Raw genomic sequence first — 21,355 nt, forward strand, 5'->3', positions numbered from 1 at the left:
ATACTGGAAATGGGACCGGGATGACTTACTCGTCGTCACCGTCGTTGTCGTTCGAGCTTTCGCTGTCACTGTCGGAATCGTTATCGTCACCTTCAGTGCGCTCGCGACGCTCGCGACGCTCACCACGGCCGGTATCTTCAGGCTTCATCATGTCAGACTGCTCAGTGACAGCTTCGTCACGACGAATAACCATGTTGCGAATAACGGCATCGTTGTAACGGAAGTTATCAGTCAACTCTGCCAGTGCCTTAGCGCTGCACTCGACGTTGATCATGATGTAGTGGGCTTTATGGATCTTGTCAATCGGGTAAGCCAGTTGGCGGCGACCCCAATCTTCGAGGCGGTGAATCTTGCCGCCGTCTTCTTCGATAAGCTTGGTGTAGCGCTCGATCATGCCACCGACCTGCTCACTCTGATCCGGGTGAACCAAAAATACGATTTCGTAATGACGCATAAGTGCTCCTTACGGGTTTAAGCCAGCCACCCAACATGGTCTGGCAAGGAGTAGAACTCTAGTTTGGGGCGCACATTCTATGGGAGAGCCGTGTCACTGGCAAGGTAAATGCGCAATTAGAGCAACTACCGAAATCTCAAGTCTTCAGTTGCGCTGATGGCGCTGCCGAACAGCTTCAAAAAGACAGATACCGCTTGCTACTGAGACATTCAGACTACTGACGCTACCGGCCATCGGCAACTTCGCCAGATAATCACAATGCTCTCGGGTAAGCCGCCGCATGCCGCTTCCTTCGGCGCCCATGACTATGACACTGGGAACCTTGAGATCAACTTGATAGATAAGCTGCTCCGCCTCACCTGCCGTACCCACCACCCAGAGCCCACGCTGCTGTAATTGCTTGAGGGTGCGAGCAAGATTGGTCACCGCTACTAGCGGGACCGTTTCTGCTGCCCCACAGGCCACCTTGCGCACAACCGGAGTCAAACTGGCGGAGCGATCCCGCGGGATCACTACCGCATGCGCGCCCGCTGCATCAGCACTGCGCAGACAGGCTCCAAGGTTATGCGGGTCGGTGACACCATCAAGCACCAGCAGCAAAGCGGGCTCTTCCAAGCCGTCGAGCAAACGATCAAGCATATCCTCCGACCACATCTGGCTCGGGGATACCTCAACTACTGCGCCTTGATGAACTCCCTCGACCAATTTGTCGATTTCCTCCGGCAGCAATCTTTGGATACCCACGCCGATGCGTTCGGCCAGATCGGAGAGGGTCTGAGCGCGAGCATCAAGACGCCCACGAGGCAGAACTAGCCTTTTGACCCGCTTGGGCGAGCGCTCAAGCATCGCTTGTACGGCGTGAACGCCAAATACATATTCACTATCACTCATGATTGGTCAGCCACTCGTCTCATGTCTTACGCTTGCGTGGGGCGCGTGGGGCGCGTGGAGCCCGAGGCGCCCTTGGGCCGGAACCAGGACCAGCAGGGACCTGGTCAGCAGACTTCTTGGCACCTGCAGCCTTGGCCGAGGACGGAGAGCGTGGCGCCCTGCCCTGCTTGGAAACAACCGCCCCAGCCTTTTTGGAGCCCTCGACCAGATTCTTGCGTGCGGCCTGACTGGCTTCAACATCAGTATTCTGGGTCCGCGGCTGATTCTTGTCCATTTCAAAATCGATCTTGCGTTCATCAAGATCGACCCTGGCTACAATCACCCGCACCGTATCGCCCAGCCGGAAACTCCTACCAGAACGCTCTCCGGTGAGACGGTGATGCACCTGGTCGAAGTTATAGTAATCCGCAGGCAGCGCCGTGATGTGTACCAGACCTTCAACATAGATATCAGTCAGCTCTATGAACAGGCCAAATCCTGTCACTGCAGTCACCAGGCCATCAAAACTTTCGCCAACACGGTCCTGCATGAACTCGCATTTGAGCCAGCTGACCACATCTCGTGTGGCCTCATCAGCACGACGTTCATTCTGCGAGCATTGCTCACCTAGACGCTCGAGCGCGGCCAGATCGTAAGGGTAAATATCGGCCTTGGGTATCGTGCCAGCCCCGGCGCGCTGAACCAGGTCAGTTTTGCGTCGTGAGCGAATGACGCTACGGATAGCCCGATGCGTAAGCAGATCGGGATAACGGCGAATCGGTGACGTGAAGTGCGTGTAAGCTTCGTAATTCAAACCAAAGTGGCCAGCATTATGCGGGCTGTAAACCGCTTGGCTCAGCGAGCGCAACATAACCGTCTGGATCAATTGGGCATCAGGACGTCCCTGCACTTTCTGCAGCACCTCAGCGTAATCTTCAGGCGTCGGGTCACCTTTTTTGCGCGTCAGCGAAATACCCATTGCGTTAAGGAACTCACGCAAACGCTCAACTTTTGCCGGCTTAGGGCCATCATGGACGCGGTACAGACCTGGTAGTTCGAGGTCACCAAGAAAGCGTGCTGTCGCTACGTTCGCAGCCAGCATGCATTCTTCCACTATCTTGTGGGCATCATTGCGCTTGGTTGGACGAATCTGCGCAATCTTGCGATTTTCACCAAAGATAATACGCGTTTCCGTCGTTTCAAAATCGATCGCACCACGGCCTTGACGGGCTTTGGCAAGCGCTTTGTAGAGATCATATAGATCCTTCAAAGCAGGTAGAACCTCGGCATATTGCTTTGACAGCGCAAGACCTTCCTGACTTCGCGGATGCTCAAGCATATTCGACACTTGGGTGTAAGTCAGGCGCGCATGGGAATGAATGACTCCCTCGCAAAACTCATACGCTGTTAGCTCACCGCTCTTCGACAGGGTCATCTCACATACCAGCGCCAGGCGATCAACCTCAGGCATCAGCGAACACAAGCCATTGGAAATAGCTTCAGGAAGCATGGGTACCACTTCGCTAGGGAAGTACACCGATGTACCACGCAGTTCAGCCTCTTCGTCCAACGCCGATCCAACAGGCACATAATGCGAAACGTCAGCGATTGCCACATACAGCTTCCAGCCGCCAGCGAACAAACGCCAGCCGCTGGCTTTCTGAGGCTCGCAGTAGAGCGCATCGTCAAAATCTCTGGCATCTTCACCGTCGATCGTTACGAGCGGCAGATGTCTGAGATCAACCCGCTTGAGCTTGTCTTTTTCCTCGACCTGATCCTTGAGCCTGGACGCCTCATCCAGAACTGCCTGCGGCCAAACGCTGGGGATGTCATAGCTACGCAACGCAACTTCGATCTCAACACCAGCGGCCATGTAGTCACCAACCACTTCGACGACTTCACCCTGAGCCTGACGGTGGATATTGGGCCACTGAGTGATCTTCACCTCAACATACTGACCTGGCTCAGCGCCATGTTCGCAGCCAGGCTGAATCAATACTTCATGGTTTATCTTGGCGTTGTCGGCAGCCACGTAAGCAATACCGTTCTCACGATAATAGCGACCTACCAACATTTCGTGTGCGCGCTCGAGCACTTCAACAATGGTGCCTTCGCTGCGGCCTCGACGATCCACACCCGTTACGCGCCCAAGGACACGATCGCCATCAAACACCAGGCGCATCTGCGCCGGACTGAGAAACAGATCGTCGCCGCCACCATCTGGCACCAAAAAGCCAAAACCGTCACGATGACCCTGTACACGCCCCTTGATAAGATCAAGTTTGTCTACCGGGGCGTATGCACCACGACGGGTGTAAATTAACTGACCATCGCGCTCCATCGCGCGAAGCCGGCGACGCAGCGCCTCGATACCTTCTTCGCCAGAGATACCCAACTCGTCCTGCAGTTGTGCTCGGTTAGCTGGAGCGCCACGATCTTCGAGCAGCTTCAGGATAAGCTCACGACTGGGAATGGGGTTTTCGTAATTCTGGGCTTCGCGTGTCGCTTCTGGATCGATAGCTGCCCAGTCGACTGATGATGCGGAAGTACGTTCGGAGTTGCTCGGCAGGGCCGAGTCTTTTGATATTGATTTTTTCGTCATAGTTATCTATTGAACCGCGAATTGGCTTCAAGTGCACCTGTTTCCGTTGAATACCGATTATTTTTTGCCGAGGGGTTTACAAGGCCATAGGCGCTACGTATTATTCGCGCCGTCAACACAACAACGGTTGCAACGCGAAACCTTGTTTCAGCATAGCATCCAGATTGACTGATTTGCCCAGGTGGTGAAATTGGTAGACACGCCAGCTTCAGGTGCTGGTGGCCGCAAGGCCGTGGAAGTTCGAGTCTTCTCCTGGGCACCATTTATAAGTTGCTGATACCCCGATCGGCAACGTCATATCACCCTACCCAGTATCTGCTGAACATATCTTCAGCTTATAATCCGCAAAGCTCTTATATTTCAATTTACTCAAGTTAAGACGTCCGCCTTGTCATCCTATGGCAACGCTAATAACACCCATTACAACGCACGTTTATTGAATAGAGTAAAAGGCGCCTAAAAGGCGCCTTTTTAGTTCAATCCTGGAAAATTTTCCGGAGAATAATCGTTTCGTTCCTATCCGGGCCGGTCGAAATTATATCTACAGGTGCCCCTACCAACTCTTCGATACGGCTAATGTAATCGCGCGCGTTATCCGGTAACTGTGCCAACGTCTGAGCGCCTAGGGTTGATTCACTCCAACCTGGAACTTCCTCATATACCGGCTCCAATCCCAGGTAACTGTCGGCATCGGTCGGCACCGTAATAACGTTTCCAGCCTCGTTACGATAACCTACACAGATACGGATGACATCCAGACCATCCAGCACGTCGAGCTTGGTCAAGCACAGTCCACTTATACTATTGACCTCCATTGCCCGCCGCAGAATTACCGCATCAAACCAGCCACACCGTCGTGCACGACCAGTCGTTGAACCAAACTCGTGACCCCGCTCGGCAAGACGAGCACCAACCTCATCGAACAGCTCGGTAGGAAAGGGCCCCGAACCGACCCGAGTGGTGTACGCCTTGGTTATGCCCAGCACATAATCCAGATACAAGGGACCAAAACCCGATCCCGTAGCCGTACCGCCAGCGGTGGTATTGGAGCTGGTAACGTAAGGATAGGTACCGTGATCAATATCCAGCAAAGAGCCTTGAGCACCCTCAAACATGATGTTGGCGCCCTCGCGTCGCAGCTCGTGTAATCGCGCTGTAACATCCGTCATCAACGGTCTCAGCCATTCAGCGTAGACCATTGCCTCATCGAAGGTCTTCTGGAAGTCAACCGGCTCGACTTTGTAATAATGCTCCAGAGAGAAGTTGTGATACTCCAGAACCTCCGCCAGCTTGACTGCAAAGCGCTCGGCATTAAACAAGTCTGCCACGCGCAGACCGCGCCGCGAGACTTTGTCTTCATAGGCCGGACCAATACCTCGACCGGTTGTACCGATCTTGGCTTCGCCACGCGCTTTTTCCCGTGCCTGGTCCAACGCCACGTGATAAGGCAGGATAAGCGGACAAGCGGGACTGATACGCAGACGCTCGCGGACAGGTACACCTTTGGCCTCAAGCTCCTTCAGCTCCTTCATCAGCGCTTCGGGCGACAAGACCACGCCATTACCGATAAAGCACATGACATTGTCACGCAGGATTCCTGAGGGGATCAGGTGCAATACGGTTTTCTCACCGTCGATGACCAATGTATGGCCTGCGTTATGACCGCCCTGATAGCGCACAACCGCAGCTACCTGATCCGTCAAGAGGTCCACAATCTTGCCTTTGCCTTCGTCGCCCCACTGGGTACCGAGGATGACTACATTCTTACCCATTTCAGCTATTGCCTCATTCGAGTTTAAACGGCCTGCACGGCCGTTGAATCAATAATCCAGCGTGTTGACCTGCCAAGCGCCAGCCTGCCAGAGCAAAATACGATCACAACCGTGTTTCACGGCCTCAGAGTCCATCTGGCCAGGCAGAGCAACAATTACCCGCTCGCCTTTTCGGCGCAGCGCCATCACCTCGGTTTGCAATCCGGGCACATTGGCATACGCCGCCCAAATACCCCTGGACCGTTCCGCACCAATAATCACGCCGCGCTCAACCAACAAACGCAGATCCGTTGAAAATCCTGTTGCTGGACGCGCACGACCAAAATCCAGCCCTATGTCATCGTATCGACCACCCTGAGCGATACTCTGGCCCATGCCAGGAATATAGGCTGAGAACACCGCGCCGGTGTGATAGTGATAGCCACGCAACTCACCGAGATCAAAATAAAGCGGGACATCAGGATAATGACGAGCAAGGGTCTGTGCTATCTCGGCAAGATCATCAAGCGCTGCCATAACCGATTCGGGCGCACCATCCAGTAGCACATGCGCACGCTCGAGTACTTCCACACCGCCTGACAACTCGGCCAGACTGCATAGCATAGCAGCGAGGGATGACTGGTTTTGCCCGAGAGGCTCAGCAATCGCTCTTACTTCATCGACAGCTTTGCGCTGCAGCGCGTCAAATAGACGCTGCTCAACCTTTTCATCGAGGCCGGCGGCCTGTGCCAAGCCCCGGTAAATACCAACATGGCCGATATCCAGATGCACTCCGTTAACACCGCAACTGGCGAGCGTTTCGAGCATCAGAGTAATTATTTCAATGTCGCTAGCGCTGGAAGCATCTCCATAAAGCTCTGCGCCAAGTTGAATAACACTGCGAGCCGTGGACAATGTCCGCGGTCGAGTGTGCATCACACTACCGCAGTAACACAGTCTACTTGGCCCTTCTGCTCCCAGCGTATGAGCGTCAATTCGCGCGACCTGCGGAGTAATATCGGCCCGCACGCCCAGCATACGTCCAGAAAGCTGATCGACCATCTTAAAGGTCTGCAGCTCCAGATCGTGGCCTGCTCCAGTCAACAAGGATTCCAGATATTCGATGTGAGGGGTAATGACCAGGTCATATCCCCAGGAAGAAAACAGATCCAGCAATTGTCGACGTGCGGCTTCGATAAGCGCAGCCTCTGTGGGCAGGACCTCTTCGATACCTTCAGGCAACAGCCAGCTATCAACAGTCGGCATTTTCACAACCTTTCATACGCAGTGAATACAATTGGCCCGTCTGAGCACCGTCAGCGCACCAGATACAGTAGCAACGTACCGGCCACCATACTGCCCAACCCCACCAAACGCAGCTGACGATCGCTTATCAGCGTAAGACCAGCCAGCGTGCGCTTCCAGAGACTTGGCGCCAAAAAAGGCATCAATCCTTCCAGAACCAATACCAGACAGAGCGCAGTTGCCAGACTTTGCCACATTGACTGCAATCTCCGTCCAGTGCAGACCGCATCTAGTCCGTATTAGGCAGACGCCGGTCACAAAAAAGCCGGGATATCCCGGCTGCGCGATTGTAACACGTTTTTCCGAGGTCACACCTGCAAAGGCTGCAGGTGCGACTCGCAGTGATTTAGCGAGCGCTACCGTCCTGAAGGTACCGAAAGAAATCACTTTTTGGATCCAGCACAAGAATATCGGACTTGCTCGAAAAGCTTTCGCGATAAGCCTGGAGGCTACGATAGAAGGAGTAGAACTCACTATCCTTGTTATACGCGTCAGCATAAATTGCCGCTGCTTGGGCATCCCCGTCACCGCGTATCTGCTCAGCTTCCCGGAACGCCTCAGCCAGGAGTACGCGCTGCTGACGGTCAGCATCGGCACGAATACCTTCGGCCAGCTCATTACCCTTGGCGCGGTGTTCACGTGCTTCGCGCTCACGCTCACTGCTCATGCGCTCAAATACGCTGCGATTCACTTCGCTTGGCAGATCGATTCCCTTGACACGTACGTCCAACACTTCAATACCCAACTCACGACGAGCGCTTTCATCAAGCACGGTGGTGATGTCGGCCATCAGTTGGTCGCGCTCACCAGAAACAACTTCGTTCAGGGTGCGTCGAGCAACTTCGTTGCGTAGTCCGGACTCCAGCTGACGTGACAGGCGATCTTCAGCCAGTGCACGCAGTCCTGATGTGGCAGTGTAAAACCGTTCAACGTCAGCAATGCGCCATTTTGCATAGGAATCGACCATCAGCGCCTTCTTCTCAAGCGTCAAATAACGCTGCGTATCGGTATCGAGGGTCAACAAACGACCGTCGAAAAGGCGCGCCTCCTGGACAAAAGGTAATTTCAAGTGCAAGCCCGGCTGAACATCCGTCTTAACCACCTTACCGAACTGCAATACGATGCCACGCTGGATCTCGCTGACTACGAAAAAACTCTGCCAGCCAACTGTGGCGACGACCAAGACCAGTATCAGGCCAAAAATTGTCTTATTACTCATCAACGAGTCTCCCTTGAGCGCACATCACGCTGCTGTTTCTGGGGCTGGCGCGAAGTGGAATCGCCCGCCATGGACCCTGCGGACGCGGAAGATGAACCCGATCCGGAACCTCCCCCCTGCTGCATTAGCTTGTCGAGTGGCAGATAAAGCAGATTATTGTTGCCATCACCACCCGATACCAGAATCTTGCTGGTATTGGTCATGACATCCTGCAAGGTTTCGATGTACATGCGCTCACGCATGACCTCAGGAGACAAGCGGTACTGCTCAAACAGCTGGTTAAAGCGCTGGGCCTCACCATCCGCACGGGCAACCACTTCGTCACGATAACCGTTAGCCTCTTCCAGCAACCGCTGAGCTCTACCCCGGGCCTCTGGAATGACGCCGTTAGCATAGGACTCGGCTTGGTTACGAACGCGCACCTCATCTTCGCGAGCACGGATAACATCGTCAAACGCATCCTGAACCGCTTCGGGTGCCTGGGCACTTTCAATGTTAACCTGTACTACTGTGATGCCCGTGTTGTAGGTGTCGAGATAGCGCTGCAAACGTTGCGTTGTTTCCACACCCATCAGCTCACGACCCTCGGTCAGCACCTGGTGCATCGGGGTCGAACCCACTACATGACGCAGTGCACTTTCAGTAGCGTGACGCAGACTGACTTCCGGATCCTCGACCTTGAGAATGAAATTCTCCAGATTGGAAATACGATACTGAATAGCAACGGGTACCTCGACGATGTTCTCGTCTTGAGTAAGCATCTGCCCCTGCTGGCGATACGAGCGAACCTGGGTCACGTTACGCTGAAACTTTTTTTCGATTGGCGGGAAATACAGATGCAGGCCCGACTCGACGGTGCGATTGTATTCACCAAAGCGCAAAACAATTGCCTGCTCCTGTTCGTCTACCGTGTAAACAGCCGCAAACAGCCAAATAGCAACAATGACCAGCGCAACAATACCGAATACAGCTTTAGGGAACCCCTGGCCTGATCCTGTGCCACTACCGCCACTCTTGTCTCCACCGCCTTTTTTACCGCCAAACATGCCGTTAAGGCTGTCCTGCAGCTTGCGCAATGCTTCATCTAGGTCTGGGGGACCCTGCTTGCCGCCACGGTTACCATTATTGTTACCACCGCCACCCCAAGGATCTTGATTCTTGCCACCACCAGGCTCATTCCAGGCCATAGCTTTCTCCGTTTTTCGTAAACTGGTCTGCAAAGCCAGCATCAAGCTGATTTGCGTATGTAAGTGATCGTACAGCATACCGCGCACCGCGAGCGAATCGGACGTCGCAATTATTGCAGCGCGTGTTGCTGGATAAAGGCGTCCATTTGCCAACCTTCGCGTTTGAGCAAACGATTTAAATCGCTACGTTGAAGCCGAATATCAAGCTGCTGGCGACCATCCTCAGCTATATGCTCGTTAACCACTGCGCCGAGCTCATAGAGCTGAGCACGCAGTCGCGCTTGTGTCGGCAGAAGAACCAGCGATTCCTGAATCACATCAACCGCCAAACGCTCTGCCATAGCCTGCGCTAGCAGCTCGAGACCCGCGCCACTCTGAGCGGAGACCCAAACGCGCAGTGGCAAACCTTGCTCGTCGCGCTGGATATGGGGTTCCACACCTTCGAGCAGGTCCGTCTTGTTGTATATCTCGAGCATGGGCAAACCCGCCGCACCAATTTCACTCAGGACCTTGGTCACTTGCTCAATGTGGGATGTTCGGTCAGGGTCAGCTGCATCAATCACATGCAGCAACAGATCGGCCTGGCTGGATTCTTCAAGGGTAGCGCGGAAAGCTTCTACCAACTTGTGCGGCAGATGACGAATGAATCCGACGGTGTCGGCCAGGATGGTGGGGCCAATATCCTCAAGTTCGATTCGCCGTAAGGTTGGATCCAGCGTGGCAAACAGCTGGTCTGCCGCATATACCTCGGAAGACGTCATTGTATTGAAAAGAGTGGATTTGCCAGCGTTGGTATAGCCTACGAGTGACACCACAGGAATCTCTGCACGCCGCCGGGCTCTGCGGGCCTGTTCGCGCTGGCTACGTACTTTTTCCAAGCGTCGGGTGATCTGTTTAATTCGCTCTCGAAGCAAGCGGCGATCTGTTTCCAGCTGGGTTTCACCAGGCCCGCGCAGACCGATACCACCTTTCTGGCGCTCAAGATGAGTCCATCCACGAACCAAGCGGGTACTGAGATGATCAAGCTGAGCCAACTCAACTTGCAGCTTGCCTTCGTGGGTGCGCGCTCGCTGGGCAAAAATGTCGAGAATCAGACCCGTACGGTCAATCACACGACACTTGAGCTCACGCTCGAGATTACGTTCCTGACTGGGTGTGAGCACGTGGTTGAATATGACCAGGTCACCCTGATGAGACTCAACCAGCGCTTGAAGCTCTTCAACCTTGCCACTGCCGATCAGAAACCGGGGACTGGGCTTATGCCTGTTGACGGTCAGAAAGGCAGCAATCTCGGCTCCAGCCGAATTGGCCAGCTCAATAAATTCCTGCGGATCTTCCCGGGTGCGCTCTTCTGCGCCTTCAAGGTGAACAAGCAAGGCCCGCTCACCGCCTTCATGACGTTCAAAGAACAATCAAGCCTCCGGACAAATCAAGGGTTTTCCAACTCTTCCTCTTCACTGCTGCCCTGAACTGGCAGGCGTACCGGTCGACCCGGAACAACAGTGGAGATAGCGTGTTTGTACACCATCTGGCTAACCGTATTTTTCAGCAAGATGACAAATTGGTCGAAGGATTCGATCTGGCCCTGCAATTTGATGCCGTTGACCAGATAGATGGATACCGGAACACGTTCCTTGCGCAGAACGTTCAGGTAAGGGTCTTGTAATGAATGCCCTTTTGACATTGCCTTACTCCTTATGGGAACCGTATTTATATGCATTTAAACAATGCGTTATCGTCAACCCGTCGATTGTTCATCTAGCCGGGCGACGCAATTATCAACATGACCAACCAAAGCAAGACCAGCAAATCACCTGAACACTATATGGTGGTACGATCCAGGCGTTTCAAGGCCAGGTCAAATCTGTTCGGATCTAGGCTGTCAAACCAGTCAATTTCTTCCCGCCAACCGCGTAACCAGGTCATTTGACGCTTGGCCAGCTGCCTGGTTGCTATGACTCCCCTTTCGACAGCCGCTTCAAGCGAGAGTTTCCCATCGCAATAATCCCACAACTGCCGATATCCCACCGCCCGCACCGAGGGCAGAGCGCAATGCAGGTCTGAACGAGCATGTAAGGCTTGCACTTCATCCAGGAAGCCTTGCTGCATCATCGCACTGAACCGGGAAGCTATCCGCTCATGCAACACATGACGCTCGAGCGGAGCGATACACAAGTTATACATAGTATAGGGTAAAAATGCTGCGCCGCGCCTTACAGACGCGGCTTTTTCTGCGGATTGCTTAAGGTGCCATTCAGTTAGACTGATCCCGCTAAGAAGGTACACCTCATACGCCCTTTGCAACCGCTGTGGATCGTTACGATGAATCCGCAGTGCTGCTGCAGGATCAACCTCTGCCAGGCGCGCATGCACGCCCTCCCAACCCTCGCTCGCTGCTACCTGCTCAATCAGCCGGCGCGTATCCAGATCGGCTGCGGGCATCTGCGCTAAGCCTTCGGCCAGTGACCGAAAATACAGCATAGTACCGCCTACCAGCAGCGGTATGCGGCCGCGAGCGGTGATATCAGCCATAAGACGTAACGCGTCGGCACGAAACAAGGCAGCGGAATAGCTTTCAGCCGGATCAAGGATATTGACCAGGTGGTGGGGGAAACGGGCGAGGATTGCCTCGTCCGGCTTGGCGGTCCCAATATCCATGCCCCGGTAGACCAGGGCCGAATCTACGCTGATCAACTCGCATGGAAGACGGTCTGCCAGATGCAGTGCAAGCTCTGTCTTACCTGAGGCAGTCGGCCCCATCAGGCAGATAACGGGCGGTAAAGAGGACGTCATCAGGCAACAGCCTGAAACAGATTAACGGCCACGCAAAAAGAGCTTATCGAGCTCAGGCATGGTCATGACCGTCCAGGTCGGACGCCCGTGATTACATTGACCACTGCGTTCGGTCCGCTCCATGTCGCGGAGCAGGGCATTCATTTCGGTCAGGGTAAGACGCCTATTGGCTCGTATCGAGCCGTGGCAAGCCATCGTCGATAGGAGCTCGTTACGATGCGCTTCAATACGATCACTGGTACCGTACTCAAGCAGATCACTGAGCACATCACGCACCAGCTGTGCAGCGTCGGCCTGACGCAAAAGCGCAGGAATCTCGCGTATTCCCAGCGTCTCGGGACCCAGCCGCTGGACTTCAAACCCCAGCTGAGAAAACCATTTAGCGTGCTCTTCGGCGCAATCCACTTCCCGCTGACTCAGCGCCACTGATTCGGGCACCAGTAACGGCTGACCCCGTAGGCCTTCGTCGTCCATTGCCTGCTTGAGCCGTTCATAGGTGATGCGCTCGTGGGCGGCGTGCATGTCGACAACAACCAAACCTTTGGCATTTTCAGCCAGGATATAGACGCCGTGCAGTTGCGCCAAGGCATAACCCAGCGGAGGCACATCCTGTTCGGCAATATCCTCCACGATCGATGCGAAGGGATCATCGACTGCCCCCGACACTTCGTCACCCCTGCTCTTTACTCCATATAAACCAGGATAGGCAAGGAGACTCCCAGCGACGACCTGGACTGAAGGACGGTCCGTAAGCGATCCGGGTATCGACCAGCCAGCGGCAGGCTCGTTCAACGACATGCTCTCCTGTCCGGAGAAGACCCCGGCCGACTGGCCAGTGGCCTCGGGTGCACTCATATAAGGGGCATCGACCAGCCCATGCGTAACCGCCTTGTCGCCCGGCCGCTGATCAGCCAACGCCCTATGCAGAGTACTAAAAAGGAAATCGTGCACCATACGGCCATCACGAAACCGCACCTCATGCTTGGTCGGATGCACATTGACGTCAACCACTGCCGGATCGACCTCGAGAAACAGCACGAAAGTCGGATGGCGTCCGTGGAACAGGACATCGCGGTAGGCTTGGCGCACCGCATGCACAACTAGCTTATCCCTGATCATGCGGCCATTGACGAAAAAATACTGCAGATCGGCCTGACTGCGCGAAAAAGTAGGCAAGCCCACCCAGCCCCAGAGCCGCAAGCCACTGCGCTCGCTATCAATTGACAACGACTGTTCGACAAACGCAGGTCCACACACGCTGCCGACTCGACGCCTGAATTCCATTTCACCATGGGCCGGACGCAAACTGAACACAGTGCGACCGTTGTGACGGAGGGTAAAAGCTACATCGAATCGTGAGAGCGTTAGACGCTTGACCACTTCTTCAAGATGACTGAACTCGGTTTTCTCGGTTCGCAGAAACTTGCGTCTAGCCGGGGTATTGAAAAACAGGTCGCGGACTTCGACGGTAGTCCCCTGGGGGTGCGCGGCGGGCTGCATGACCGGCGCCATGTCCCGCCCCTCGGTCTCCACCGACCATGCCTGATCAGAACCCTCCGGGCAGGAGGTCAGTGTCAATCTAGATACCGAACTCACCGACGCCAGAGCCTCGCCACGAAAGCCCAGAGTAACTACTTTTTCCAAGTCATCCAGGTCGCGAATCTTACTCGTAGCGTGTCTTGAGAGCGCCAGGGGCAAATCATCAGGAAGAATTCCGACGCCATCGTCGCGAACCCTGAGCAGCTTGACGCCCCCCTGCTCCACCTCGATGTCGATACGCTTGGCACCTGCATCGAGGCTGTTCTCCAGCAGCTCCTTGATAACCGAAGCGGGTCTTTCAACCACTTCTCCTGCGGCAATTTGGTTGGCCAGACGAGGGCTGAGTAGCTCTATTCTCGACATATCACGGCTCGTTCTTGACCAGCATACTGCCGGCCGGAACTTTGAGTATCTGGCCGACGCGGATTTGATCGTTACCCAGACCGTTGGACTGGCGCAGGTTGCTCAGGCTGACATCAAAGCGAGTCGCAATCAAAGACAACGTATCGCCCCGCACAACCTGGTATTCACGTGGGCGCTGGGCCTGTAATTGGCCATTGGATTTCATCGCAGCGATACGCGTGCCAGGCGGTGGATTACGGTGAAAATAATCACGTATCCCGGTGTGCATCGCCCGGGCAAGAGCCTGCTGATGACTCGAAGTGACAAGCTTACGTGCTTCCCCAGGATTGGAGATAAACCCGGTCTCTACCAGAATTGACGGTATGTCCGGAGACTTGAGCACCATAAAACCGGCCTGCTCTACCCGGCGTTTGTGCAAGGGTGTAATACCTCCTACAGCGGACAGCACCTGCTGCCCCACATCCAGGCTGGCCGACAAGGTTGCCGTCATGGACAGATCAAGCAACACACTGGCCAGTACTTGGTCCCTGTTACCCAAATTGACACCCCCTACGCCGCCAATGAGGTCTGACCGGTTCTCCCGGTCTGCCAGCAAACGGGCCGTCTCAGAGGTGGCGCCACTGTCCGAGAGAGCGAACACCGAAGCGCCGAAAGCACTCGCCCGGGTAAAGGCGTCCGCATGCACAGAAACAAAGAGATCAGCACCATGCTTGCGCGCGATATCGGTGCGCTTACGCAAGGGAATAAAGTAATCACCCGTGCGGACCAGCACCGCCTCAAAACCTGGCTCGGCATCCATTAACTTTTTCAGCTCACGGGAAATCGCCAGTACGACTTCCTTCTCACGGACCCCCCCGGGACCTAGTGCACCGGGGTCTTCTCCTCCGTGACCAGCGTCAACTGCAATCAGAATTTTGCGCTCACCTCCCAAACTACCACCTCGGCTCGGTGTCTGCGGCAACGGTGAGGCACTGGGCCGAGCAGGCGCCGAGATTGTTTCGCGTGGCTCTTCGTGGTCGTAGAGATCAATAACCAGGCGGTGGCCGTATTGCTGGTTGGGTGGCAAAGCAAAGCTTTTGGGATTGACCTGCCGAGAGAGGTCAAGCACCACCCGCAAATCTGTTTTGTCTCTGGGCGCGGAACGCACTCCGGTCAGTGGCGTATCACTCAGCGGCAGGCCGGACACATCAGCAGAAAAACTCGCTCCAGTGATGTCGATAACCAGCCGTTCCGGATTGGACAGAGTAAACAAGCTATGATCGGCTGGGCCAGAAAGGTCAAACACCAGTCGCGTATTATCCGGCGCCCTCCACAGTCTTACGCTCTGGATATCAGCAGCATTTACCAGACCGGAGAGGACCAGTAACACGCCCGCTATCAACCAGCTCAATGCAACCCGACCTGTTATACCGCCATTCAAGATCACGTTTGTGCATCATCCCGTGTGTGTAGTTGTTGGCACGCAGCTTCACCATGCGCGCTATGACTTTCGACCACTAATCTACGCCCAGTGCCACTCACTGCAATAGTAATGATCATATCCGGGCTTGGCAAAACCCCTTCACCCTTCTCCGGCCACTCGACCAGACACAGGCTATCAGCCGAAAAATAATCGCGAACTCCAAGAAACTCCAGCTCTTCCGGGTCCAGCAAACGATACAGATCGAAATGATAAATAGCCCGGTCACTCAGCTCATAGGGCTCGACCAGAGTAAAAGTGGGGCTTTTGACTGCACCTGCGTATCCCTGGGCTCGAATCAGACCACGACTGAGGGTGGTTTTTCCCGCACCAAGGTCGCCGCGCAAATAGATCACCCCATGGGCCCGCATCGCGCGGCCAATAGCTGCCCCAACAGCCTCCATGGCCTGCTCACCCTCGGCAAGTATCACTTCTATCATTTAAGATCCTGTATGTTCAGCAATCGGCGGATGGGCATCATCAGGTCGGTAGCAAGCAAGCCCCGCTCGCCCAAGACAGCGGCGGCGTCGCCCGCCATGCCGTGGATCAACACCGCATAGCGCGCTGCCGTGCCCGCTTGCAGGCCCTGACCCAACATGGCACCACATAGCCCTGAAAGAACGTCACCCATGCCCGCCGTTGCCATGCCTGGATTACCAGCAATACAGAGTGCGACGGGCTCAGCATTCGGTTCTCCGCCACCAATAAGGCTACCAACACCCTTGAGTACCACGGCGCAGCCGTAGCGCTGAACCAGAAGCTCGAGCGCTCTGAGCCGGTCAGATTGAACCTCAGCGGTAGAACAACCCAGAAGCCGACCTGCCTCGGCAGGATGCGGCGTGATGATACAGTTGTTGCCCAGGTCTGTACCATGGGCAAAACGACCGGCAATGATATTCAACGCATCGGCATCCAGCACCTTGGGAGCAGCACTTCGCAGAACGCTGTCCATGATCCGCTGACCCCATTCCCCGGCACCCAGGCCCGGACCAACCACCAGCACATCGGCCTTCGAGATCAATGTGTCAACGTTCTCTGGAGCGTCCGCGCCATGCACCATGACTTCCGGACAACGGGCAAGCAAAGGCGCAATGTGCGCGCTGCGAGTTGCTGCACTCACCCTGCCAGCCCCGCTTCGCAAGGCAGCCTCAGCAGCAAGTAACGCCGCACCGCCCATACCCAGATCACCACCGATAACCAGCACATGCCCGAACATCCCTTTATGCGCGCCACGCGGTCGCCTCTCTAGGGTAGCGCGCCAGTCCCGCAAATCCAGACGCTGTGCTACGGGTTCAGGCATCCGGTGCGGCAGGTCAGCTAATGCGGCGAAGTGTAATTCACCCGAATGATCAGGTCCCTGGGCGGTCAACAGTCCCAGCTTGAGCGTAATAAAGGTTACTGTCAGGTCAGCGAACACGGCCTCTCCCATTACCACGCCGCGGTCAGCATGAAGACCGCTGGGCAAATCAACCGACACCACGGGCAAACCGCTATTATTAATGGCCCTGATGGCCCCAGCGTAAGGCTCGCGAACGTTACCGCCGGTACCTGTTCCGAGCATCGCATCAAGTACGATGCCGCGCAGGGGTTGCCCCACCTGCCAGGGTTCGATATCCACACCCGCCGCCTTGGCGGCCCTGCAGGCCTGCGCAGCATCACCCTGCAAACTGTCTGGCGATGCCAGCGACAACACGCGCACTGACCACCCCGCCAAGCGGGCAAGCCGCGCGACCAGATAACCGTCGCCACCGTTATTACCCCCTCCGCACAGCGCCGTAAGCTCCGCCCCCTCGGGCCAGCGTCGCTCGAGACGCTGCCACAATGACTGCGCTGCGCGCTGCATCAATTCGCTTCCGGGTATTGCGCCCTGGATAATGGCTTCATCGATCTGGCGACTTTGTGCAGCAGTGTAAATATTGATCGGCAATGGCGTGGTCATGGGCATGCTACCTCGGGCGATGTCTGGCACAATTGTAGGGGCTATTTCACCCCTTCCCAAATTTTAAGACCGGAACAGCATGACCGACGTCAGCGCGGACCCTCAAGAACTAGCCGAGCAGATTCGCTCGCTGGGCCAGGAACTGGGGTTTCAACAGGTGGGAATCAGTACAGCGCAGATTGGCGAGCATGAGGGGCGCTTGCATGCCTGGCTGGATGCTGGCTACCAGGGCGAGATGACGTGGATGGCAAGCCACGGTAGCAAACGGACCCGCCCAGATGAACTCGTCCCCGGCACCTGCCGCGTCATTTCCGTGCGCATGGATTATCTACCCGCCGACACGGCCATGGCCAAGCGCTTGAAACAATCAGATCATGCCTATATTTCACGCTACGCCCTGGGGCGCGACTATCATAAGCTCATGCGCCGGCGCCTGCAGCATTTGGCTGAGCGCATCCAGGCTCTTATCGGGCCCTTTGGCTACCGTGCTTTCGTAGACAGCGCGCCGGTAATGGAGCGCGCCCTCGCCACCCGGGCCGGGCTTGGCTGGATAGGCAAGAACACCATGTTGATCCACCCCAGGGCAGGCAGTTATTTCTTTCTCGGCGAATTGTTTACCGATTTACCGCTACCCGTGGATGCAGCCCAGGAAACCGAACACTGCGGCAGTTGCACTGCTTGCCTGGACACTTGCCCAACCGGAGCCTTTGTCGGCGCTCATGTGCTGGATGCCAGACGCTGCATCTCCTACCTGACCATCGAACTGAAAGGGGCAATACCGCTGGAATTACGGCCGTTGATGGGCAATCGCGTTTTTGGCTGTGACGATTGCCAGATGGTCTGCCCCTGGAACAAGTTTGCCAAACCGACAGCAGAAACCGATTTCAATCCCCGCCATCAGTTGGACCAAGCCACCCTGGCCAGTCTTTTCCTGTGGGATGAGGCCACCTTCCTGAGCCATACCGAGGGTTCTGCAATACGCCGTATAGGACATGAACGCTGGCTACGTAATCTAGCAGTAGGGCTCGGCAACGCCTCGACCAGCATACCCGTGATCGAGGCGCTCAAAGCGCGACGCGAACATTCCTCCGAATTGGTCAGGGAGCATGTGATCTGGGCCTTGCAGCGCCATGGCCAGATGCCCTGAACCTGTCGGGTCAGTACTTGATGAAATGCTCTCGGTAGTATTTAAGCTCGGCAATGGAGTCATAAATATCGTCGAGCGCCAAATGGCTGCTCGCCTTTTTGAAGCCACCCTTGAGGTCCGGCGCCCAACGCGAGGCCAGCTCTTTCAGAGTAGACACATCAAGGTTGCGATAGTGGAAATACTGTTCCAGCTCAGGCATGCCCCGGTGTAAAAAGCGCCGATCCTGGCAGATGCTATTACCGCACATTGGTGACTTACGCGCGGGCACCCACAGCCGCAGAAAATCTAGCGTCTGTTGTTGCGCCTCGACAGCGCTGATCTGGCTCTCACGAACCCGCTGAGTAAGCCCTGATCCACCATGCTGCCGGGTATTCCAATCGTCCATGGCGTCCAGCATCGAATCCGGTTGCTTCACTGCCATGACGGGCCCTTCGGCCAGCACATTAAGTTGCGCATCGGTTACTACCGTGGCGATCTCGATGATCACATCATTATCCGTATCCAGACCGGTCATCTCCAGATCGATCCAGATGAGGTTGTCGTCGTTAGCCATGTGGGCTCCTGCTGTCAGATGGTGGTGATCGAGTATACGCGGCGCATGCTACACTGGCGCAACTTCCGGAATCAGTGCACCACATGGCCAAGCGACACCTCACCAGACGCCAGAACTGGCGTATTCAGAAAATTCAGGACGAGCGCACCGTCCGCGCCAGTCGCCGGGCCGATATGGCCGAAGAAAGCCTGATCGGCGGCGATCTGGGCCCCGAACAACAAGGCCTGGTGATTGCCCACTTTGGCGTACAGGTAGACGTCGAAGCGACCGAGGGGTCCCACGCCGGACAAATTCGTCGCTGCCACCTGCGGGCCAATTTGCCCGCAATGGTCACCGGCGACCGCGTCATATGGCGGGCCGACAATCAGTCCGGCGGCGTGATCGTGGCGCAATTGCCCCGTGTGTCGGAACTCAATCGGCCCGACCACCGTGGTCAACTGAAGCCAGTAGCGGCTAACGTTGATCGCCTGGTCATTGTCTTCGCCCCACTGCCTACCCCGTACACCACCTTGATTGACCGTTATCTGGTCGCCGCAGAACAGTCAGGTCTCAGTCCCTTGTTGGTATTGAACAAGGCAGACCTGTTGCTGGGCGGCGAATTTGCGGATATTCGCGCATGGCTCGATGTGTATGCACAGCTCGGCTATCAAGTGCTCGAGCTGTCCGCCAGCTCAGGTGCCGGCCTGGACGAGCTACAGGCCTCATTGAAGGACCATGTCAGTGTATTTGTCGGCCAGTCCGGTGTAGGCAAATCTTCTCTGATAAACGCGCTGCTACCCGGTATCGATCTGCGCGTGGGCGCGCTGTCGGAGTCTAGCGGACAGGGAACGCACACCACGACAACAGCCAAACTGTTCCATTTTCCCGAGGGCGGTGATCTGATCGACTCGCCAGGTATCCGTGAGTTCGGTCTGACCCACATCAGTCACGAAGACCTGCTGGAAGGGTTTATCGAGTTCAGACCTTTTCTTGGCTATTGCAAATTCCGCGATTGCGCCCATTTGCATGAACCCGGATGCGCGCTACTCAATGCCGTCGCACGTGGCGATATATCAGCCAGCCGAATCAGCAGCTACCGGCAGATACTCTCCAGTATCGGCCCGCAGAGCTATTGATCCAGCGGCTGAGCCGTCCCGCCGTCATCGAAAAAATTGGGCGACCGCGTCGCTGGGGGCTCAGATTCGACCGGTTGCTGATCCAATGGTGAAGCCTCCGGCTCCAGCTCGGGAGCGAAATCCGCTTCCGCTGCGGGATTCTGGTTTAGCTCAGAGCCGACAGGTACTACTTCAGCATCAGGACGCTCTACACGCTCGCCAAAGCCATCCAGAATCTGGTCTTCAGCGCGCTTTTTCAACACCACGATATCGATCCGCCGATTAGTCGGACTGAGCGGGTCTGTGCGATCAAAATGCGCCGAATCAGCGAAACCAACAACTCGCGCCAATTGACTCTCCGGGTAGCCTGCGACCAGCAGGGTGCGCCGCGCAGCGTTGGCTCTTTCGGTAGACAACTCCCAGTTACCATAGCCGCGACGACCTGCAAAAGGGGCCGCATCGGTATGTCCTCCGATACTGATTTTTTTCGGCACTACGGCAATCGTATCACTGAGTGCGAGTAAAATTTCTTCAAAGTAGGGTTGCAGTTGAGGACTGCCGCTGGCGAACATGGGCCGGTTTTCCGCATCCACAATCTGGATGCGCAGTCCGTCCTGAGTGATCTCGAGCAGGATTTGATCCTTGAATCGCTGCAGAACGGGCTCGACGTCTATCTTGTTTTGCAGCTCCTGCAACAACATTTCCAGCTCAAGATTCTCAACGCGCTCCTGAGCAGCGTCTTCGGCCTGCTGCGCTGCGGAGTTGGATTCTTGATCATCGGGTATGGGGACTTCTTCCTCGTCAACGTCACTGAGCGTTCTCTTCGGTGCAACGGTGGGCGTACCACCCAGGTCAATGGCAAAGGGACTACCCCCCTCAGCGAATCCAATTGGGTCGTTAAAATAACCGGAGATTTTTTTGAGCTCTTCAGGCGTCGCAGTGGTCAGCAGCCACATCACCAGGAAGAACGCCATCATAGCAACAGCGAAGTCAGCAAAAGCAATTTTCCAGGCACCACCATGGTGCCCACCGCCCTTACGAGTAATGCGTTTAACAATGATTGGTTGATTATTGTCCACC

General features: G+C 55.6%; 19 protein-coding genes and 1 tRNA gene. 3 read left to right on the forward strand and 17 right to left on the reverse strand.

Annotation, left to right across the window (positions count from 1 at the left end; translation table 11 throughout):
• Positions 1-25 precede the first annotated feature (25 nt).
• The 3 genes from rpsF to rnr form a co-directional block, all read right to left on the reverse strand.
• Positions 26-454, reverse strand: coding sequence for a 30S ribosomal protein S6 (gene rpsF / locus ACJAXR_RS01370; RefSeq protein ID WP_415056457.1), 429 nt, complete (start codon positions 452-454; stop codon positions 26-28).
• Between the two features lie 144 nt (positions 455-598).
• The gene (gene rlmB / locus ACJAXR_RS01375) at positions 599-1,345 is read right to left on the reverse strand and encodes a 23S rRNA (guanosine(2251)-2'-O)-methyltransferase RlmB (RefSeq protein ID WP_415056458.1); all 747 of its coding nucleotides are present in this window, start codon (positions 1,343-1,345) and stop codon (positions 599-601) included.
• 19 nt (positions 1,346-1,364) lie between these two features.
• Positions 1,365-3,926 (reverse strand): ribonuclease R, encoded by a 2,562-nt coding sequence (gene rnr / locus ACJAXR_RS01380; RefSeq protein ID WP_415056459.1) that lies wholly within the window; start codon positions 3,924-3,926, stop codon positions 1,365-1,367.
• A 175-nt stretch (positions 3,927-4,101) separates the two neighbouring features.
• Between rnr and ACJAXR_RS01385 the strand changes: the two genes are divergently transcribed.
• A tRNA-Leu gene (locus tag ACJAXR_RS01385) sits at positions 4,102-4,188 on the forward strand.
• Between the two features lie 214 nt (positions 4,189-4,402).
• On the opposite strand, the gene ACJAXR_RS01390 is transcribed toward ACJAXR_RS01385, so the two are convergent.
• The 12 genes from ACJAXR_RS01390 to ACJAXR_RS01445 form a co-directional block, all read right to left on the reverse strand.
• Positions 4,403-5,698 carry an adenylosuccinate synthase gene (locus ACJAXR_RS01390; protein WP_415056460.1) on the reverse strand — a complete coding sequence of 432 codons (1,296 nt, stop codon included), beginning with the start codon at positions 5,696-5,698 and terminating at the stop codon, positions 4,403-4,405.
• 48 nt (positions 5,699-5,746) lie between these two features.
• Complete coding sequence (locus ACJAXR_RS01395; protein WP_415056461.1) at positions 5,747-6,943, reverse strand: ATP phosphoribosyltransferase regulatory subunit; 1,197 nt, start codon at positions 6,941-6,943, stop codon at positions 5,747-5,749.
• A gap of 50 nt (positions 6,944-6,993) precedes the next feature.
• Positions 6,994-7,179 carry a DUF2065 domain-containing protein gene (locus ACJAXR_RS01400; protein WP_415056462.1) on the reverse strand — a complete coding sequence of 62 codons (186 nt, stop codon included), beginning with the start codon at positions 7,177-7,179 and terminating at the stop codon, positions 6,994-6,996.
• A 149-nt stretch (positions 7,180-7,328) separates the two neighbouring features.
• A complete protein-coding gene (hflC, locus tag ACJAXR_RS01405; protein ID WP_415056463.1) occupies positions 7,329-8,201 on the reverse strand; it encodes a protease modulator HflC in 873 nt (290 codons plus the stop codon).
• Positions 8,201-9,388, reverse strand: coding sequence for an FtsH protease activity modulator HflK (hflK, locus tag ACJAXR_RS01410; protein WP_415056464.1), 1,188 nt, complete (start codon positions 9,386-9,388; stop codon positions 8,201-8,203). The genes hflC and hflK overlap by 1 nt, the downstream gene beginning before the upstream one ends.
• A gap of 110 nt (positions 9,389-9,498) precedes the next feature.
• Complete coding sequence (gene hflX / locus ACJAXR_RS01415) at positions 9,499-10,800, reverse strand: ribosome rescue GTPase HflX (RefSeq protein ID WP_415056465.1); 1,302 nt, start codon at positions 10,798-10,800, stop codon at positions 9,499-9,501.
• A gap of 17 nt (positions 10,801-10,817) precedes the next feature.
• Positions 10,818-11,072 carry an RNA chaperone Hfq gene (hfq, locus tag ACJAXR_RS01420; protein WP_415056466.1) on the reverse strand — a complete coding sequence of 85 codons (255 nt, stop codon included), beginning with the start codon at positions 11,070-11,072 and terminating at the stop codon, positions 10,818-10,820.
• 137 nt (positions 11,073-11,209) lie between these two features.
• Positions 11,210-12,181, reverse strand: coding sequence for a tRNA (adenosine(37)-N6)-dimethylallyltransferase MiaA (gene miaA, locus ACJAXR_RS01425; RefSeq protein ID WP_415056467.1), 972 nt, complete (start codon positions 12,179-12,181; stop codon positions 11,210-11,212).
• Positions 12,182-12,202: 21 nt separating this feature from the next.
• Complete coding sequence (gene mutL / locus ACJAXR_RS01430; RefSeq protein WP_415056468.1) at positions 12,203-14,083, reverse strand: DNA mismatch repair endonuclease MutL; 1,881 nt, start codon at positions 14,081-14,083, stop codon at positions 12,203-12,205.
• A gap of 1 nt (position 14,084) precedes the next feature.
• Positions 14,085-15,506: an N-acetylmuramoyl-L-alanine amidase gene (locus ACJAXR_RS01435; protein ID WP_415056953.1), complete on the reverse strand. Its 1,422-nt coding sequence runs from the start codon at positions 15,504-15,506 to the stop codon at positions 14,085-14,087.
• Entirely contained in the window at positions 15,506-15,982 is a 477-nt protein-coding gene (gene tsaE, locus ACJAXR_RS01440) for a tRNA (adenosine(37)-N6)-threonylcarbamoyltransferase complex ATPase subunit type 1 TsaE (protein WP_415056469.1), read from the reverse strand. The genes ACJAXR_RS01435 and tsaE overlap by 1 nt, the downstream gene beginning before the upstream one ends.
• Positions 15,979-17,481 (reverse strand): NAD(P)H-hydrate dehydratase, encoded by a 1,503-nt coding sequence (locus tag ACJAXR_RS01445; protein WP_415056470.1) that lies wholly within the window; start codon positions 17,479-17,481, stop codon positions 15,979-15,981. The genes tsaE and ACJAXR_RS01445 overlap by 4 nt, the downstream gene beginning before the upstream one ends.
• Before the next feature lie 79 nt (positions 17,482-17,560).
• Here ACJAXR_RS01445 and queG point away from each other — a divergent pair, with 79 nt between their 5' ends.
• On the forward strand, positions 17,561-18,628 hold the full coding sequence (queG, locus tag ACJAXR_RS01450; protein ID WP_415056471.1) for a tRNA epoxyqueuosine(34) reductase QueG: 1,068 nt from the start codon (positions 17,561-17,563) through the stop codon (positions 18,626-18,628).
• Between the two features lie 10 nt (positions 18,629-18,638).
• Here queG and orn read toward each other — a convergent pair whose 3' ends face one another.
• Positions 18,639-19,181 (reverse strand): oligoribonuclease, encoded by a 543-nt coding sequence (orn, locus tag ACJAXR_RS01455; protein WP_415056472.1) that lies wholly within the window; start codon positions 19,179-19,181, stop codon positions 18,639-18,641.
• A gap of 83 nt (positions 19,182-19,264) precedes the next feature.
• Here orn and rsgA point away from each other — a divergent pair, with 83 nt between their 5' ends.
• Positions 19,265-20,296, forward strand: coding sequence for a small ribosomal subunit biogenesis GTPase RsgA (rsgA, locus tag ACJAXR_RS01460; protein WP_415056473.1), 1,032 nt, complete (start codon positions 19,265-19,267; stop codon positions 20,294-20,296).
• Here rsgA and motB read toward each other — a convergent pair.
• Entirely contained in the window at positions 20,290-21,354 is a 1,065-nt protein-coding gene (motB, locus tag ACJAXR_RS01465; protein WP_415056474.1) for a flagellar motor protein MotB, read from the reverse strand. The genes rsgA and motB overlap by 7 nt on opposite strands.
• Position 21,355 lies beyond the last annotated feature (1 nt).

It is taken from the genome of Halopseudomonas sp. (assembly GCF_047631575.1).
GTDB lineage: Bacteria > Pseudomonadota > Gammaproteobacteria > Pseudomonadales > Pseudomonadaceae > Halopseudomonas.

What these genes read in the sequence shown, in the direction of transcription:
- rpsF (WP_415056457.1), bottom strand. Translation starts at nt 454, where the DNA reads ATGCGTCATTACGAAATCGTATTTTTGGTTCACCCGGATCAGAGTGAG.
- rlmB (WP_415056458.1), bottom strand. Translation starts at nt 1,345, where the DNA reads ATGAGTGATAGTGAATATGTATTTGGCGTTCACGCCGTACAAGCGATG.
- rnr (WP_415056459.1), bottom strand. Translation starts at nt 3,926, where the DNA reads ATGACGAAAAAATCAATATCAAAAGACTCGGCCCTGCCGAGCAACTCC.
- ACJAXR_RS01390 (WP_415056460.1), bottom strand. Translation starts at nt 5,698, where the DNA reads ATGGGTAAGAATGTAGTCATCCTCGGTACCCAGTGGGGCGACGAAGGC.
- ACJAXR_RS01395 (WP_415056461.1), bottom strand. Translation starts at nt 6,943, where the DNA reads ATGCCGACTGTTGATAGCTGGCTGTTGCCTGAAGGTATCGAAGAGGTC.
- ACJAXR_RS01400 (WP_415056462.1), bottom strand. Translation starts at nt 7,179, where the DNA reads ATGTGGCAAAGTCTGGCAACTGCGCTCTGTCTGGTATTGGTTCTGGAA.
- hflC (WP_415056463.1), bottom strand. Translation starts at nt 8,201, where the DNA reads ATGAGTAATAAGACAATTTTTGGCCTGATACTGGTCTTGGTCGTCGCC.
- hflK (WP_415056464.1), bottom strand. Translation starts at nt 9,388, where the DNA reads ATGGCCTGGAATGAGCCTGGTGGTGGCAAGAATCAAGATCCTTGGGGT.
- hfq (WP_415056466.1), bottom strand. Translation starts at nt 11,072, where the DNA reads ATGTCAAAAGGGCATTCATTACAAGACCCTTACCTGAACGTTCTGCGC.
- miaA (WP_415056467.1), bottom strand. Translation starts at nt 12,181, where the DNA reads ATGACGTCCTCTTTACCGCCCGTTATCTGCCTGATGGGGCCGACTGCC.
- mutL (WP_415056468.1), bottom strand. Translation starts at nt 14,083, where the DNA reads ATGTCGAGAATAGAGCTACTCAGCCCTCGTCTGGCCAACCAAATTGCC.
- tsaE (WP_415056469.1), bottom strand. Translation starts at nt 15,982, where the DNA reads ATGATAGAAGTGATACTTGCCGAGGGTGAGCAGGCCATGGAGGCTGTT.
- ACJAXR_RS01445 (WP_415056470.1), bottom strand. Translation starts at nt 17,481, where the DNA reads ATGACCACGCCATTGCCGATCAATATTTACACTGCTGCACAAAGTCGC.
- queG (WP_415056471.1), top strand. Translation starts at nt 17,561, where the DNA reads ATGACCGACGTCAGCGCGGACCCTCAAGAACTAGCCGAGCAGATTCGC.
- orn (WP_415056472.1), bottom strand. Translation starts at nt 19,181, where the DNA reads ATGGCTAACGACGACAACCTCATCTGGATCGATCTGGAGATGACCGGT.
- rsgA (WP_415056473.1), top strand. Translation starts at nt 19,265, where the DNA reads ATGGCCAAGCGACACCTCACCAGACGCCAGAACTGGCGTATTCAGAAA.